Origin of the sequence: Paenibacillus sp. FSL R5-0636 (assembly GCF_037974255.1) — a bacterium.
GTDB classification, from domain to species: domain Bacteria; phylum Bacillota; class Bacilli; order Paenibacillales; family Paenibacillaceae; genus Paenibacillus_AQ; species Paenibacillus_AQ odorifer.
In genome coordinates this window covers 1,703,529-1,719,481 of record NZ_CP150232.1, presented here as the reverse complement: position 1 = coordinate 1,719,481, position 15,953 = coordinate 1,703,529, and the positions used below count along the sequence as shown (strand labels likewise).

The 15,953-nt window shown below is 45.0% G+C and carries 13 protein-coding genes; 4 read left to right on the top strand and 9 right to left on the bottom strand.

Translation table 11 applies throughout. From position 1 onward, the window contains the following. Positions 1–20 precede the first annotated feature (20 nt). Together MKX34_RS07540 and MKX34_RS07535 are read right to left on the bottom strand one after the other, a co-directional pair. A complete protein-coding gene (locus tag MKX34_RS07540) occupies positions 21–905 on the bottom strand; it encodes a carbohydrate ABC transporter permease (RefSeq protein WP_036675671.1) in 885 nt (294 codons plus the stop codon). A 17-nt stretch (positions 906–922) separates the two neighbouring features. Beyond that, positions 923–1,894 carry a sugar ABC transporter permease gene (locus MKX34_RS07535; RefSeq protein ID WP_076297825.1) on the bottom strand — a complete coding sequence of 324 codons (972 nt, stop codon included), beginning with the start codon at positions 1,892–1,894 and terminating at the stop codon, positions 923–925. A 264-nt stretch (positions 1,895–2,158) separates the two neighbouring features. Between MKX34_RS07535 and MKX34_RS07530 the strand changes: the two genes are divergently transcribed. Then, positions 2,159–4,150: a beta-galactosidase gene (locus tag MKX34_RS07530; RefSeq protein WP_076297824.1), complete on the top strand. Its 1,992-nt coding sequence runs from the start codon at positions 2,159–2,161 to the stop codon at positions 4,148–4,150. 75 nt (positions 4,151–4,225) lie between these two features. Here MKX34_RS07530 and fucU read toward each other — a convergent pair whose 3' ends face one another. From fucU to MKX34_RS07510, 4 genes are read right to left on the bottom strand one after another with little or no spacing between them, the layout of a single operon-like run. Next, a complete protein-coding gene (gene fucU / locus MKX34_RS07525) occupies positions 4,226–4,654 on the bottom strand; it encodes an L-fucose mutarotase (RefSeq protein WP_036675675.1) in 429 nt (142 codons plus the stop codon). 11 nt (positions 4,655–4,665) lie between these two features. Continuing rightward, entirely contained in the window at positions 4,666–5,316 is a 651-nt protein-coding gene (locus MKX34_RS07520; RefSeq protein WP_038569477.1) for a class II aldolase/adducin family protein, read from the bottom strand. Positions 5,317–5,336: 20 nt separating this feature from the next. Next, complete coding sequence (locus tag MKX34_RS07515; protein WP_038569476.1) at positions 5,337–6,782, bottom strand: rhamnulokinase family protein; 1,446 nt, start codon at positions 6,780–6,782, stop codon at positions 5,337–5,339. A gap of 29 nt (positions 6,783–6,811) precedes the next feature. Next, positions 6,812–8,578 carry an L-fucose isomerase gene (locus tag MKX34_RS07510; RefSeq protein WP_143763810.1) on the bottom strand — a complete coding sequence of 589 codons (1,767 nt, stop codon included), beginning with the start codon at positions 8,576–8,578 and terminating at the stop codon, positions 6,812–6,814. Between the two features lie 241 nt (positions 8,579–8,819). Between MKX34_RS07510 and MKX34_RS07505 the strand changes: the two genes are divergently transcribed. Further along, complete coding sequence (locus tag MKX34_RS07505; RefSeq protein ID WP_036675683.1) at positions 8,820–9,590, top strand: DeoR/GlpR family DNA-binding transcription regulator; 771 nt, start codon at positions 8,820–8,822, stop codon at positions 9,588–9,590. 41 nt (positions 9,591–9,631) lie between these two features. Here MKX34_RS07505 and MKX34_RS07500 read toward each other — a convergent pair whose 3' ends face one another. Beyond that, on the bottom strand, positions 9,632–10,339 hold the full coding sequence (locus MKX34_RS07500; RefSeq protein ID WP_076138308.1) for an SGNH/GDSL hydrolase family protein: 708 nt from the start codon (positions 10,337–10,339) through the stop codon (positions 9,632–9,634). A 66-nt stretch (positions 10,340–10,405) separates the two neighbouring features. Between MKX34_RS07500 and MKX34_RS07495 the strand changes: the two genes are divergently transcribed. Beyond that, the gene (locus tag MKX34_RS07495; RefSeq protein ID WP_076100623.1) at positions 10,406–11,380 is read left to right on the top strand and encodes an aldo/keto reductase family protein; all 975 of its coding nucleotides are present in this window, start codon (positions 10,406–10,408) and stop codon (positions 11,378–11,380) included. Positions 11,381–11,462: 82 nt separating this feature from the next. Here MKX34_RS07495 and MKX34_RS07490 read toward each other — a convergent pair whose 3' ends face one another. Continuing rightward, positions 11,463–14,138 carry a YhgE/Pip domain-containing protein gene (locus tag MKX34_RS07490; RefSeq protein ID WP_076297823.1) on the bottom strand — a complete coding sequence of 892 codons (2,676 nt, stop codon included), beginning with the start codon at positions 14,136–14,138 and terminating at the stop codon, positions 11,463–11,465. Between the two features lie 260 nt (positions 14,139–14,398). Here MKX34_RS07490 and MKX34_RS07485 point away from each other — a divergent pair, with 260 nt between their 5' ends. Beyond that, entirely contained in the window at positions 14,399–14,902 is a 504-nt protein-coding gene (locus MKX34_RS07485) for a hypothetical protein (RefSeq protein ID WP_339204715.1), read from the top strand. 80 nt (positions 14,903–14,982) lie between these two features. Here MKX34_RS07485 and MKX34_RS07480 read toward each other — a convergent pair whose 3' ends face one another. After that, positions 14,983–15,948, bottom strand: coding sequence for a family 43 glycosylhydrolase (locus MKX34_RS07480; RefSeq protein ID WP_036675689.1), 966 nt, complete (start codon positions 15,946–15,948; stop codon positions 14,983–14,985). Positions 15,949–15,953 lie beyond the last annotated feature (5 nt).

Here is a 15,953-nt window from a genome sequence, read left to right as displayed (position 1 = left end):
ATTGGAATAAGTTAAGTTTGCTATCCTTTAACAGAACCCAGCATCACCCCTTTAGCGAAATGTTTTTGCAGAAATGGGTACACACATAAAATTGGTAGAGTACCTACTACAATAACCGCCATTTTAATCGACTGCTCCGGTGGCTGTACAAAGCTCGGATCCATAGAACTCATATCACCAGCCGCAGATTGGGACAACATTACGATCTGTCGCAGCATCACCTGCAAAGGCCATTTTGTCGGATCCGTAATATAGAGCAGTGCCGAGAAGAAATTGTTCCAATGTCCCACAGCATAGAACAACGTAAATGTAGCGAGAACCGGTTTGGATAAAGGAAGGACAATCTTCCACAACAAGCCCAGCTCAGAACAACCATCAATACGCGCCGCTTCTTCCATTTCTATAGGCAGCTCCTGAAAAAAGTTTTTGACAATAATCAGGTTAAAGGCGCTAATTGCTCCCGGTAAAATAAGAGAATTGAGCGTATCCAGCAGATGCAGTTCCCGAATGACGAGATAGGTTGGAATCATTCCTCCACCGAACAGCATCGTAAAAATAACAAGGTTGAGTACCAAATTACGGCCCATCAGATATCGTTTTGCCATCGGATAAGCCATTGTTACCGTGAAGAATAAATTAACGACAGTTCCGATTACCGTAACATAAATAGAAACCCCTATACTGCGCATAATCGTATCTGTTGAAAAGATAAATCGGTAGGCGTCAAATGAAATCGTGGTCGGGATCAGGAATACGGCACGTTTAGTAATTTCCGCATCTGTAGCGAAGGAGCCCGAAACCACAAAGAGGAAAGGGAGAATCGCTACGATTCCGATAATCCCTAAAAATATATAATTGAATACATCAAATGCAGTTCCACCCGTACTCTTGTATTGTTTGGCCACAGCAAGCTACTCCCTTCTCAATAAAGTCCGGATTCACCAAATTTTTTGGCGATCCAATTCGTCCCGAGCACAAGCGTCACACCGATTATTGATTTGAATAATCCAACAGCTGTACTGTAGCTAAAAGCTCCCTGGGTGATTCCCAGTGCGTATACATAGGTATCGAACACCTCACCTACTTCACGATTAAGAGCATTCATCATTAAATAAATTTGTTCAAAACCGTTATCCAAAATCGTTCCCATCCGAAGAATAAGTAAAATAACGATTGTACTGCGAATAGCAGGCAACGTAATATGCCAAATCTGCCGCCACCTGTTCGCACCGTCTACTACCGCAGCCTCATATTGCTCCACATCTACACCGGCCAGCGCTGCCAGGAATATAATTGTCCCCCAACCGCACTCCTTCCAGATCGTCTGGAGAATAATCAATGGACGGAACCAGTCGAGATTAGCTAGAAAGTCTATTTTCCTGCCTGTAAACGTATACAAAAACTCATTTACAGTCCCGCCTTCCGTAGTTAGAAATACATAGCTCATACTGGCCACAATGACCATGGATATAAAGTGCGGAACATAAATCATCGTTTGTATCGTCTTTTTATAGAAGGAAAGCCGTATTTCGTTTAGAAGTAGTGCCAGAATAATCGGCGCCGGAAAAAAGAAAATCAAATTATAAAAAGATAACAATAACGTATTGCGCAGCAGCATAAAGAAATCGGGATTCTGGAAAAAAACACGAAAATGCTCAAAACCTACCCATTCACTTTTCTGAAAACCAAGAAACGGCTGGTAATTCTTAAAAGCCAACAGCACGCCCCACATCGGAACATATTTGAAAACAAGAAAATAAAGGACTCCAGGGAGCAGCAGAATATATAACCATTTATCACGTTTAAAACGTTTCCATCTTCTTACCCGGATATTTCGATAGGTCTGCGGTTTTAGCTGTTGTTCTGCAGTTCCCGGAACTGTTACGTGCTTCATCCTGTTCACCTCCATTTGTCATGTACATCTCGCGATTACTGTAGCCATGGATTACTGCAATCACCCTTACTGCGACTCCTATTATGCTGCTAGTGATTTTTTCCAGCAATCGGACTTTTTTGAACGCTCTATATAAGCTAAAAATCCCATTTTATCTAAAAAGTCCAAACCGCGCAAAAGTTTACTATTGCCCGCAAGACCCTAACAACCTATGATTCCAAGTGATGATTTCCAGCAAATGTTTGCCTTAAAGGGGGAGCTGAATTGAAGAACAAGTTATACTATGGTGCTGCTTGGTATCCCGAGCTATGGAGTGAAGAGGTGCTTGAGCAGGACATCCTTCTAATGAAAGAAACGGGGATTAATATCGTACGAATCGGAGAATTCATTTGGTCTGCCTTGGAGCCAGAAGAAGATAAGATTGATATCCGTCCCGTCGTGAAATATATCGAAAGGTTACATAGAAACGGAATTGACACAGTAATGTGTACGCCGACACCTACACCCCCCATTTGGCTTACCCATGGACATCCTGAGCGCTGTTATGTGGATGAGAGCGGAACGGTAATGGGACATGGAGCACGGCAGCATATCTGTACGAACAATCCGTATTTTCGTGAGCGGGCTGCCATCATTACGGAGCATATTGCCAAGGAGACCGGAGCACTTCCGGGGTTAACCGCCTGGCAGCTCGATAACGAATTCAAAGCGCATGTGGCGGAGTGCATGTGTGAGACCTGTAAAGGCTTATGGCATATCTGGTTGCAGCAGCGCTACAGCTCCATTGAAAAGTTGAATGAGGCATGGGGAACAGCCGTCTGGAGCCAAACTTATCAACGTTTTGATCAGGTGCCACAGCCAGGACCCGCACCTTTCCTCCACAATTCATCTCTGCGGACGATGTACCGCTTATTTTCAATGGAAAAAATCGCTGAATTCGCCGATGAGCAGGCTGATATTATCCGCCGCCACTCCTCTGCACCAATTACCCACAACAGCAGTGTCGCTTTTCATCTAGATAATGAGCGGCTATTTCAGAATCTCGACTTTGCCGCCTACGACACTTATGCCTCACAGGAAAATATGCATGCTTATCTGCTTAACTGTGATCTATGGCGAAATTTCAAGCCGGGAAAAGATTTCTGGATAATGGAGACAGGACCCTCGTTTGCCGCATCTCTAGTAAGTTTTGGTGTGCCACATCCGAACGGATATCTGAAGGCAGAAGCGGTTGCCGCCTATGCGCTGGGTGCAGGTGCATTTTGCTATTGGCTCTGGCGCCAGCATACTTCCGGAAGTGAACAAACACATAGCTCGATCCTTAGTGCCTGGGGAGAACCCGCTCTAGGGTACGATAATGTGCTGGAGGCCAATCAAGCACGGCAAGAAATTGAACAAATTATGCTCTCCACCCGGCCCCTTCGGGCAGATGTTGCGATTACCTATTCGGACAGAACCAAAGCTTATCTCGCAACTGAACCTCATCGGAAGCTAAATTATCGTAGTCTGCTGGGCGATTTCTACAAAAGAATTCTACATATGGGTATTCACCGGGATCTGCTGCCCGAAGGCGGTGACTTAACCGGATACAAGCTGTTATTCACTCCATTCGTACATTATTTGTCCCCCGAGTATGTGGAAAGTGCGCTGGCCTTCACAGCAGCTGGCGGGATTTGGATTGTCGGTCCTCTTACCGGAGGACGAACGAAGGAGCATACCCTTCATACGAATGCCGGACTTGGGGAATTGGAGCGATTAGCAGGAGTCAGAACTAAGTTTATCTATCCGCTGGAATCAACAGGCACGATTGGACACGCTTTTGGGGTATCTGCTCCCTTGTCCATGTGGAGTTCTGTTTTTGAACCCGTTTCAGAGTCCGCTTCCAGTCTCGGAATGATTACGGAGGGGGTGACACCGGGTTTGTCCTTCCTGACGGAGCAGCCTTACGGACAAGGTACTATTGTTATGCTGGGTTCAATGCCTGCCGGTGAAGAAGGTGACCTAATGTTATGTAAACTTATTGATCATTATGCAGAACGTACTGGTGTTACCGTACGCAGTGATGTCACTAAGGGAACCCTTGTCTGCCCTAGAAGCAATGACCAAGGTACCGAAGTGTGGACCATTGTAAATATGGATGGACACGGGGGAAGTCTCACACTCCCGCGGGATGGACATGATGTTCTCTCAGGCAAATCCGTGGCCTGCGGCCCCCTCTCCCTTGGTGCATATGAGTACAGAGTAATCCGGTTATAAATACTTATCCTTACAGCATAAAAAGCCGCTAACTCCTTGGTCACCCAAGCGGTTAACGGCTTCATTTCCGTTATTTTAACTTTTAATAACGCCTTTTTTAAGAATAACATTCCCATACAATGCTTCTTCACCAGTAACTATAACCGCATAACTTTGCTTAGAACGGTTATAGAAATCAAAACGTTCCTCATGTTTAATCGTCGCTTCAGCATCATGTTTGGCAATGATAGTCTCGTATGTGGACCAGATGACCGGTACAGTTGGATCTCCAGCCACCACTGCCATAAAAGCCACCTGTTGCTCTGCATAATGATCCAGAGGTAACAACTCTAAGATGGCATCCAGCAGGTCAGGAATACCGATGCCATCATATCTCAGTACCCTCGGATTCAACGAATGTCCGGGATAATTCGCATCAGCCAATACAAGCTCATCCCCATGACCCATTTCCATCAGAATGCGCACCAGCTCCGGAGAGAGCAGCTTAGGAATTCCTTTTAACATAAGGCACCTCTTTACTTCCCATAAAATGATCGCAACGCTACCAGCTCATCAATCCGATGCTGCGGCAATTCTCTCTCCCCGCCAATCATCCGGGTAATGAAGGTGAGCTTGGCGGTATACTCAAGCCGCTCCATGTTCAGATATGCTTCCATAACATCTTCTCCCCAAGTAAGGGCTCCGTGATTCTCGAGCAGGACCGCAGTTTTTTTGCCCAGGAAAGGCATCAGTGAATCTGGAATTTCTTCCGTCGATGGTGTTCCATATTCCGCCAATGGAATATCTCCGATCATGATCACCGACTCTGGCATCATCATCTTGTCGAGCGCCTCACCTTTTATGGCAAATGCAGTAGCATACGGGGGATGTGCATGGACCACACCCTTCATCTCTGGCAGCTCATTATAAATTCTTAGATGCATTTTCGCTTCCGTTGAGGGTCTGTAGCCTTCAGCTGCTTCAAGGACTTCACCTTGCAAATTCACTTTCACAAGCATATGAGGCTCTAAATATCCCTTACTCACCGCTCTGGGGGTAGTCAGAATTACATTCTCTGATAAGCGAGCAGAAATATTCCCATCATTAGCCGCGATAAAATCTTTATTAAACAGGTTTCTCCCGATATCACAAATCTGCAAACGTAATTTTTGTTCCAATGTATCCATAGGGTTTCTCTCCTCGTATCCTATTTTTCACAAACCTTCACCAAAGAAGGCTGATATGTCTTAAAGGCAAAAGATCTTTCCACTACCTGCTTGCCCTCGGAGATTTCCAATTCCCCTAGGGCAGCCAGTTGAATAATTATATTGCCAATTGCACTAGCTTCCACAGGCCCTGCTACAACTTTTCTCCCCGTAATATTAGCGGTAAGCTGACAGAGCAGTTCATTCTGAATCCCACCACCGACCATATGAATGATATTGATTTTTTTGCCGGTGATCTCTTCCATTTCGTTAATCGTATGGCGATAGGACTCTGCTAAGCTCTCAAGTATGACGCGAATAATCTCAGCTTTCGTGTAGGGGGCTTGCTGGCCTGTTCGTTCGCAATATTCTCTAATCCGTTGGGTCATCACACCGGGTGTACTAAACAGTTCATCATTCGGATCAATAATTGCTGGGGCATGATTTATGGTTTCAGCTAGCTCAACCATTTGGCCTTGGCTGACGTATTTTCCCGCTTCTGCCCAATTCCTTTGCAGCTCCTGCAAAATCCATAGTCCCGTTATATTTTTGAGCAAACGATTAGATTGGCCGTAACACTGCTCATTTGTGAATCCGTATTCATAGCTTTTCTCTGTAATGACAGCTTCAGGCGTCTCCATGCCCACTATCGACCATGTTCCACAGCTTATAAATGCTGCATTATCCTTAAGAGAATACGGAATGGAAGCTACTGCTGAAGCCGTATCATGAGAAGCACCCGCAATTACCTCCATTGGACCAACGCTAAGCTCCTCTTGAATTACCGGAAGGATAGGACCAATGACCGTCCCCGATTGAACCTGTTGTGGCACTAGGCTAACCGGGATACTAAGCCTGCTAAATACTTCAGTAGAGACTTCACCAGATACAGCGTCCATTAAGCCACTTGTACTCCAAATCGTGCTTTCTGCTGCCGCGATACCAGAGAACAAATAGTGGAACAGGTCTGGCATCATTAAAATAGTATCTGCGACCTCTAGCAGAGAATCATTATCCTGAAAATCAGCAAACAGCTGATAAACCGTATTAATCAAGCTCGGTTGAATACCAGTAACGCTAAATTGCTCCCTTGGCGGAAGCAGTACTTCCAACCCTTGACGATGACTTCCCATTCTCTTATCCCTATAATGATGGGGGGAATAGAGCAACATCCCTCTTTTATCAATAAAACCGTAATCGACTCCCCACGTATCCACGCTTAGAGACCTCAATTTTCCACGCGCCCTATAAGCTCTCTGGATTCCTTTTTTCATTTCGTGAAAGAGCTTCAAAACATCCCAATACAAATGCCCGCCAATATACACCGGGGTATTAGCAAACCGATGAATTTCTTCCATGCGAAGGGTGTTACCGTCATACAATCCCAACATCACTCTTCCGGAGCTGGCGCCAAGATCCATAGCCAGAAGCTTAATCGTATCACCCATTTCACGCACACCTGCTTCACAAGAAGATTTTAATATAGCGGTCCGAAATTCTGACAGGCTCTGTAATCTGCTCCTTCCAGATTCTCCGTCCCAAATAACGACCACACCCGTGGTCTGAAAATACGTGATTCCTCAACGTTATGCATACTTACTGGAATACGCAAAATCGACGCCAGCGTAATCAGATCCGCCCCGATATGGTCATAACTGATCGCCCCATGATTCGCGCCCCAATTATTCATGACATCATATACCGATTGGAATGAACCACTGTTAGTTAGCTTAGGAGCGAACCAGGTCGTCGGCCAGGTCGGATCTGTTCTTTGATCCAAAATATGATGAACCTCTTCAGGCAGCTCTACAGTGTAACCTTCAACAAGCTGAAGAACAGGTCCAAGCCCCTTCACCAGGTTCAAGCGAGCCATAGTAACCGGCATTCCGCCTTTGGTTAAATAATCGGTAGAGAAGCCGCCTCCACGGAAATATTCTTGAGAAGCTGGCCGGAATTGTGTATTGCTTAGACAAGCCTCAGCCTCTTCGTCTGAAATCTCCCAAAACGGTTTGATTGCAGGCTTACCCTCTATCCTCTGCTCACCTGTGCCATCAAGCGCTGCCGAACCAGAGTTGATCAGATGCAGTATTCCGTGAGCTGCTTCTCCCTCCAATTGATGACCCGTCACTCGCTTAACGGCATCGGGACTCCAGAAGGTTCGGACATCAGCAAAGATTTGTGCTGTATTCGTAAGCAAATAATTGAACAACATCGTTACCCCATTCAGGCTGTCATTCTCTGTCGCTACGAGATAAGGTGTCCGTTTGCCGTTCCAGTCAAAAGAAGAATTCAGCATCGTCTCCATGAAATCGCCGTTAGGGAAATGGTCCGTCCATTGTCTCTGGCCTTGGAAACCGCCAACAATTGCATTGTGGCCGTTAGCTTCCTCCTCAAAACCAAGCTCAGCGAGAACCGGATTGCCGATCATCAGGTCGCGGGCGATCAATGTCATTTTCACACAAGTCTCCCACTGCTTCTCTTTCTCTTCTGCACTGATTTGCAGATGCTGCGGATTATTATCAGCGCCAACTTGGCAGTTTTCTTTAGTCCAGGCAAGCGCCCGCTTAAATTCCTCTTTATCATAAATCTCTTCTTCAAAGCGCCGGACATATTCAGACATATCTATATATTCATTGCGCATGCCCAGATACTCTTGGAAAAATTGTTCATTCACAATGGAACCCGCAATCCCCATCGAAACAGAACCCATAGATAAATATGATTTCCCCTTCATTTGAGCAACTGCTAAGCCTGCTCTAGCAAACTGTAGCAATTTAGACTGCACATCCGCTGGAATCTCTTCACTGCTAGACTCTTGAACATCTTCACCATAGATACCAAACGCAGGAATTCCCTTTTGAGCATACGCAGAGAGAACAGCAGCTAGATACACAGCACCCGGCCGTTCCGTTCCGTTAAATCCCCACACGGCATGCGGAATGGATGAATCCATATCCATTGTCTCTGAGCCATAACACCAGCAAGGCGTCACGGTGATCGACACCCCTACGTTAGCCCCGGAGAATTTCTGAGCCGCCGCAGCAGCTTCTTTAACACCACCGATCGTAGAATCGGCGATGATGCACTCTACAGGACTCCCATTTGGATACCTTAAATTCGCTTCAATAAACTTAGCCACCCGCTGAGCCATGCCCATCGTTTGCTCTTCCAGTGATTCACGAACGCCTCTTCTTCTGCCATCAATGGTTGGGCGGATACCAATTTTCGGATAGTTTTCTATCAATGCCGTTCCTCCTCAAGATCATCTTAGAGTCATCGTTAATAGATCTATTTCTCCTTCATCATAAAATCTGCAAGCGCTTTAGTCAACACAAAACAACATATTACCTAAACAAAAGTGTGGTTTTATGTGATATAATTATTATATATTGTGGTTTTATGTGAATGTGTAATTATTTTTAGATTTAAACAACAATGTAGTACACTAGAAAGCAGACGATTTATATATAAAGGTGAGTGAACGAATGAAAGCATTTGAACGACGGGATCTAATTATTAAAGAGCTTTACAGACAGAAGAAGGTCCATGTCGCAGAGCTAGCACAAAAATTCAACGTCTCGGAAGAGACCATTCGGCGGGATCTAGATAAACTGGACAAAGAAGGTCTTGCCAAAAAAAATTATGGTGGAGCCATTCTCAACGCCCATACCAATGAAGATCCTTCCTATACCAGCAGGCATCAGGTCAATATTGAAGCGAAGCGAATCATAGCCGATAATGTACTGCAATTAATCAATGATGGAGACAGCTTGGTGACGGATACGAGCTCAACGGTGTTTGAAGCCTTGCGTAGAATTATTGAGGAGAAAAACAATCTGACAATTATTACAAACTCTCTGGTGGTATTATCTGAATTTCAACACTCCGGTCAAAAGCTGATTTCCACAGGTGGAATTTTAGGCCCCGAGACCAGCTCCTTTGTTGGAAATACCGCTTCACAGACAATTCGAAAATATAATGTGGATGTAGCCATATTCAGCTGTAAAGCATTGTCCATGACAGGCGGGCTAAGTGATTCAAATGAAGAAGAAAGCGAACTGAAGGTGCTTATGCAGCAGCAGGCGAATAAAGTGGTTCTGCTCGTAGATCACTCCAAATTTGACCGGACTGCGTTCATTAAGTTGTTCAGCTTTGATAGAGTGGATTATATCGTTACAGATCAGAAGCCTTCTGAGGAATGGATCGATTTCTTAAATAATTACCATGTATCTCTTATCTATGCGCCCGCTGAGTGATCAGTAGGTGCATAGATAAAGAGAGATAATAACTTTATAACTTAGTTGTTTAAAAGACCACTTTCCAAGACGACCTTCAGCCATTCCCCAGCAATCAGATCATGCCCGGCAGTCGTCGGATGAACGCCATCCCACAGCCAGTAGGCTGCTTCTGCTCTCTCCGCAGCTGCATTGAAAGCATCCTGTAAAGGTACATAGACCGTATCAAATTGCTCAGAAAGTTGTTTAACCACTCCCTGATAATGTCTAATCTTCGCTTCCCATTCTGCCCACTGTTCAGCTGGAGCTCCGGTATTTAAAATAAAAGGCTCACATAAAACCAGCTTCGTATGTGGCAGAACTTCACGTGTTTCTTCAAGTACGTGACGGTAAGCGCGTTCAAAACGGTCCGTAACTCCACTTGGTTCCCCTTTCATCATTCTCCAAATATCGTTTACCCCAATCAATATACTAATGATGTCAGGCTGCAAGCTAATTGCATCTTCATTCCAGCGTGCATATAAATCGGAGATTCGATCTCCACTCACTCCGCGGTTATAGAATACCAGATTTTCTTCTGCCCGCTCATTCCCTAGCTTGCCTCCGATGATATACGCATAGCTATGTCCAAGAATATGATTCGGGTCTTCATCACGACCTCGATTCCCATCCGTAATGGAGTCACCCTGAAATAAGATCACTTTTGATTTTTTAGTAGCTGGATTAGTCATTGAATCTTTCATCTCCTTGATTACTAGTATATTAATCATTCAACTTGAATGTCTCCTATAATACAAGTAAAGTTATCATATAGAATACAAGGAGGAAAGAGAAAAATGAAATATAGAAGACTAGGCAATTCAGGGCTCAAAATCAGTGAGATCGGACTAGGCAGTTGGCTTACATATGGAACCGCAGCAGAGCAAAAGGCAGCCGATGCTTGTATAAGCAAAGCTTTTGAATGCGGTATCAATTTCTTTGATACAGCTAATGCATATAACCGTGGCGAAGGCGAAAAAGCGATGGGTGCTGCTCTACGTTCCTATGAAAGATCATCTTATGTGCTAAGTACAAAGGTCTTTTTCCCCATGGGAGACGATGTTAATAACCGTGGCTTGTCCCGCAAGCATATTATGGAGCAATGTGAGGCCAGCCTCCGCCGCTTAGGCACTGATTATATTGATGTATATTATTGTCATCGCTTCGATACAGAGACCCCTGTAGAGGAGACTCTACGCGCACTGGATGATCTCACAGTTCAAGGCAAGATTCTCTACTCCGCTGTTAGCGAATGGAGCGCAGCCCAAATCTCTAATGCTGCTGGTATCAGCCGCAGACTGAATCTGCGTCCACTGATCTCCAATCAACCCATCTATAATATGTTCGAACGTTATATTGAAGACGAGGTCCTTGAAGTATCCCAGCGTGAGGGGCTGGGCCAAGTGGTCTTCTCTCCACTGGCGCAAGGAATTCTGACTGGCAAATATAAACCGGGGCAACAACCTCCAGCAGGAACCCGTGCTGCGGATAATTCAGTTAATGGTGTAATCTCCAGCTACCTCCGTGATGATGTGTTGTCTGTGGTTGGACAGCTGGATGAACTCGCTCACAGTTTAGACCTGAAGCTTTCGCAATTGGCATTGGCTTGGATCCTGCGCCAGCCTGGTGTAAGTTCAGCATTAATTGGTGCCAGTAAGCCAGAACAAGTTGCAGAAAACGCCAAAGCTGTAGATGCGGTACTCTCCGCTGATACTTTACAGCAGATCGAGGAGATTCTTAAGCCAGTAGCTGATTTTGCTCCTGCAAGATAACCTATTGCACACTTGCCATATAGTACACAAAAGAGGATGTGCCAAAAGCCATCACCATGGCTTAGGCACATCCTCTTTTTCTTTAAGAAATCAATTTAGACTCTTCGGCTTGTTCAGAAGCCTTATGGATAAAAGGCTCCAGTGGTTTCTTGAGGAGTAATGCCAGCAAGAGTGCCAGCACACCGAAGATAATCAGATAGATCACATCACGAATCGCCACTTCTGGCAGAATTCCCCCAACCGCCTCCCGCATCAGACTAATTGCATAGGTAAACGGCATATACGGATTTAATATTTGAAAAAAACGCCCTGTCGTACTAATCGGAAATGTACCGCCGGAGCTAGAGAATTGAAGCACCATGAACACGATCGCTATTCCTTTTCCCAGGTTGCCAAATACAGCGACAAGCGTAAATACAATGGTTACGAACACGATGCTGATTAAGACTCCAAAAAGTACAAACCACACCTTATTCACCACATAACAGTGCAGAATAAAAATGTTGCCAAGGACAGCCACCAGCCCCTGAAGAATTCCCACCGTAAGGAAGGTCAGCAGGCGGCCAAAATACAATTGATATCTTTTGTACGTTAGCCCACCCGTATCCACACCTGTGCGGAGAAGGGAGACAAGCAGTGTGCCTCCGACCCATAAGGAAAGTACCACATAAAAAGGAGTCATTGCCGAGCCATAATTCGGAATGGGATATAACTTATTCTCTTTTAACACTACCGGATTGGCCAAAAAATCACTTTTGCTCTTAATATCTCCTCCGAGCAGTTGTGCAATCTCCCCCAGATCAATCTCCTCTTTAATTTGGCGGATCGTGGAAGCGGCTTTTCGAATCGAGTCTTCCAGTACTGGAAGATCATTTCTCACCAAATCTGCGGCAAGCGCCACTCCTTTATCCGCACGGGGGAGTCCTGTACGAATCAACTCCGAGACCTGATGAACCCGCTCTTCTACAGTAGGCAGATCCTGACGCACGAAGTTCGCAGCTTGCTGTATCTTTTCCCCTGCAGTAGGCAAGCTACTCTCCAATAGCGGAAGTGTATCTCGGATGAAGGCACCAAAGCCCTGGGTCTGATCGGCAACCCCACTGGCTGCTGTGTGGACCGCTTCGCGTATAGCTGGCAAATCCTGCTGCAGACTAGCTAAGCTTGTCTGCCCAAACTCAATCGCCGACACTGTCTCTTCCAGCAGGGTACCCAGCGCGGGTAAGCGATCTGGCACCTGCTGCAATGCGGTGGCTGTGACATCTGCCGCCGAAGTTATTTGCTCCAGTGTATTTTTTATGGCAGGGATTGTCGACGAATCATACCCTGAGATAAGCTTCGCAATCGCCAGCTTCCCAAGACCAGACTTTAGGAACAATTGGTTAATTGCACTGGAATCAGCGTTATCCTTATTCTGAACGTCAGCCGCCATAGCATTTACCAAGGACTTCTGACTGTTCAAAACACTGTCTACACCTTTCAATGCTGCAAGATCAGCAATAGACACTGTTTCAGGTGAAAATGTGTTCAATGCATTTAACATAGAAAGTGTGTGTTCAATCACGCTGCTTCCTGCAGCCAACTGTGCTGAGAGTACCTCCAGCTGCTCACGTACAGCTTGCGGCTCGTTATCCTCTCCCTTTAACTGTTCAGCAAGCTTGACCACTGAGTTCTCCGTTTGCTGTAGGAGATTAAGATTCTGTTTGATAGCTGCTGGAACAGCTTCAAATGCAGCACTGCTCTTCTCCAAAAATTGTTGAAGCTCCAGAACAAAATCATTTCCGGCAGTGGCAATCTTTTCTGCCTCAGGCAGCGCTGTTAAGGCAGCATTAACGATCTTATGCGCTTCCGTAAGACCTTGCGAGGCCTGAGCCATGATCTGTTCAACTTCACCATAATGGTTATCAAGTTGAACGATTAGCTGTGCCGCTTCTTCAATCTTGGGCAGCTTGTCCTGTAGCCCTCCTAAATGATCTAAGGCACTCGCGATTTGCGGCCAATGCTCAGCAATTTTCTCTAAAGCCTCACCCGCTTTTTCCACCTCTGGCAGCTTATTCTCCAATGTGGAAATACGCTCTGCTGAAGCATGAATCTGCGGCCAATTTTCCTGAATTTTCAATACACGTTTACCTGCGGTTTCAATTTCTGGCAGGCTCGCCTCTAATTTAAACAATCCTTTTTCTACCTTGCGTATAATGGGCAATTCAGATTGAAATTCCTTATCGATTTGACTTAAAACAGTAAATACCGTCTCACTAATCGTTTCCGTGAAATTCTCACTGATCTGTGTGGTGATTGAAGTGGCGCCCTTATCCGTGATTTTAGGAGCAATCGCATTTATTTTCTCATTGACGGTATATTCGATCTCTGGTTTCACAATCGTTCCTTCAAGAATTCCAGTCATTCGTTTGGAGAAATTAGCAGGGATAACAATACTGGCATAGTAGTCTCCGCGTTTGACACCATTATGTGCAGTCTCTGCATCTACAAAGGTCCAGCCCAGGTTTTTATTGCTCCGAAGACTTTCCATGACCTCATTCCCGATATTAAAATCCTTCTCCTGCACCTTAGTACCTTCATCTAAGCTGGTAACAGCAATTTTAATGCCAGAAGTATTGCTATAAGGATCCCATACTGACGCAACGTTCACCCAATCATACACGGAGGGCAATACCACCAAAGCGGCAACCAGCAATACGGCCACAGGAACTCTGAATAAGTTACGCCAATCGTTCCTATAAATCCGTAGTATTCCGCCCATTCGCTGCTCCCCCTAATCTGCATGTTTTGATATTTTAATATGCCCGAGGAGATAAGCTTTTACTATTCATTTTAGGGAACTCGTGACTTCTCATTGCTTTTTAAAAAAACTTTTAAAAAAATGCAACAAAAACTGCTCATTTCACGTAAAGAGTAATATATAACCCGTTTAAGAAAAAACGGAGCGGGTAATAAGTTTTATACAACGTCTTACATATCTCAAGGGGGAGATTAATAATGTTTAAGAAAAAGTCAGCGTATGTGTTACCGGTTGTTGTTCTGTTGTTTCTTTCCCTCATTACTTCTGCAAGTACCGTTGGAACACGGGTAGATGCGCAAGATAGTGACAAGACCCAGCATCAAACAGTTTACTTTCATACTATTGAATCCGACCATGGCAAGATCTCCGGTACGACCGATGAAATAAACTGGTATCAGGGTGCTGATGCCGATCGAATCTTTGCTGAAAGAGATCCAGAAGCTGCAGCAGAAATCGGCGGAGCTCCAGACAGTTATTATATTGTAAATGATGTTGATACTCTAACAACTTATCCGATAGCGGATAACGCCACAGTGACGATGCAAATTTTTGATCACACTGGCAACATGGAAGACTTGGATATCAACTGGAATGAGTCCATCACCTTACAGCAATTTATGGATCAATTTAATAATACGGATGTCATCGACTTGAGCCAGTTCCCGTATCACATCACCATTCAGGACGGCGTAATTACTTCGATCGTTCAACAATATATACCTTAAGGTGCAACATAAGAAAGAGGGTTACTCAGCAGCCATCTACATGGCTTATGAGTAACCCTCTTTTTTATATACTCAACGAATTATTGTTTAGCAGCATCCTTAACGGGAACCCCAAAATTCGGCGTACCATCTTCATTCCAATGGAAGACTTGAGCACGAGTATGACGGTTCGGATCATACAGCGGATCGCCAGTAATTTCTTTATAATTGCGGCAGTGGTAGATGAGTACATCTTCCCCATTTTCATTTACAGTAAAACTGTTATGACCTGGACCATATTGTCCATTCTCTTCGTGGGTCTGGAATACCGGTTCCGGCAGTTTGGTCCATGAAGCGGCGTCCAGCAGATCGCTGTCTTCATCCGCAACCAAAAGTCCCATGCAGTAATTGAAATCCGTAGCGCTAGCCGAGAAGCTGATAAAGATACGGCCGTTACGTTTAAGCACTGCAGCTCCTTCGTTTACCTTGTACCCAATAATTTCCCAGTCATATTCAGGAGTAGCAATCATCGTCTGAGGACCCGTTAGCGTCCATGGATTACTCATTTCAGAAATATACAGATTAGAATTCCCCTCAATATTCAGGTCCTTCTGTGCCCATACATAATACAATTTTCCTTTGTGCTGGAAGGTGGTTGCATCCAAAGCGAAGGATTCCCAAGCGGTTTTCACCTGGCCTTTTTCTACCCATGTTCCTTCTAAAGGATTGGCAGATTCATTCTCAAGAGCAAACATACGGTGATCAAATAATCCATCCTTCGTCTCCGTAGTACGCGCCGCTGCGAAATAAATGTACCATTTCCCGTCAATATAATGGAGCTCTGGTGCCCAAATGTTTGCACTAAGCGGACCCGTCTCATATTTACGCCAAGCTACAGCCGGTTCTGCAGCAGCCAATCCCTCGATTGTTGTTGCTCTCCGCACTTCGATCCGGTCGTATTCTGGGACAGAAGCAATAAAGTAGTAATAACCATCTGTATGTTTATATACCCATGGATCAGCACGCTGCTCCACCAATGGATTTTTATATTCTACACTCGTATTCATAATCT

What these genes read in the sequence shown, in the direction of transcription:
- MKX34_RS07535 (WP_076297825.1), bottom strand. Translation starts at nt 1,894, where the DNA reads ATGAAGCACGTAACAGTTCCGGGAACTGCAGAACAACAGCTAAAACCG.
- fucU (WP_036675675.1), bottom strand. Translation starts at nt 4,654, where the DNA reads ATGTTAAAAGGAATTCCTAAGCTGCTCTCTCCGGAGCTGGTGCGCATT.
- MKX34_RS07520 (WP_038569477.1), bottom strand. Translation starts at nt 5,316, where the DNA reads ATGGATACATTGGAACAAAAATTACGTTTGCAGATTTGTGATATCGGG.
- MKX34_RS07515 (WP_038569476.1), bottom strand. Translation starts at nt 6,782, where the DNA reads ATGGGTGATACGATTAAGCTTCTGGCTATGGATCTTGGCGCCAGCTCC.
- MKX34_RS07505 (WP_036675683.1), top strand. Translation starts at nt 8,820, where the DNA reads ATGAAAGCATTTGAACGACGGGATCTAATTATTAAAGAGCTTTACAGA.
- MKX34_RS07500 (WP_076138308.1), bottom strand. Translation starts at nt 10,339, where the DNA reads ATGATTAATATACTAGTAATCAAGGAGATGAAAGATTCAATGACTAAT.
- MKX34_RS07495 (WP_076100623.1), top strand. Translation starts at nt 10,406, where the DNA reads ATGAAATATAGAAGACTAGGCAATTCAGGGCTCAAAATCAGTGAGATC.
- MKX34_RS07490 (WP_076297823.1), bottom strand. Translation starts at nt 14,138, where the DNA reads ATGGGCGGAATACTACGGATTTATAGGAACGATTGGCGTAACTTATTC.
- MKX34_RS07480 (WP_036675689.1), bottom strand. Translation starts at nt 15,948, where the DNA reads ATGAATACGAGTGTAGAATATAAAAATCCATTGGTGGAGCAGCGTGCT.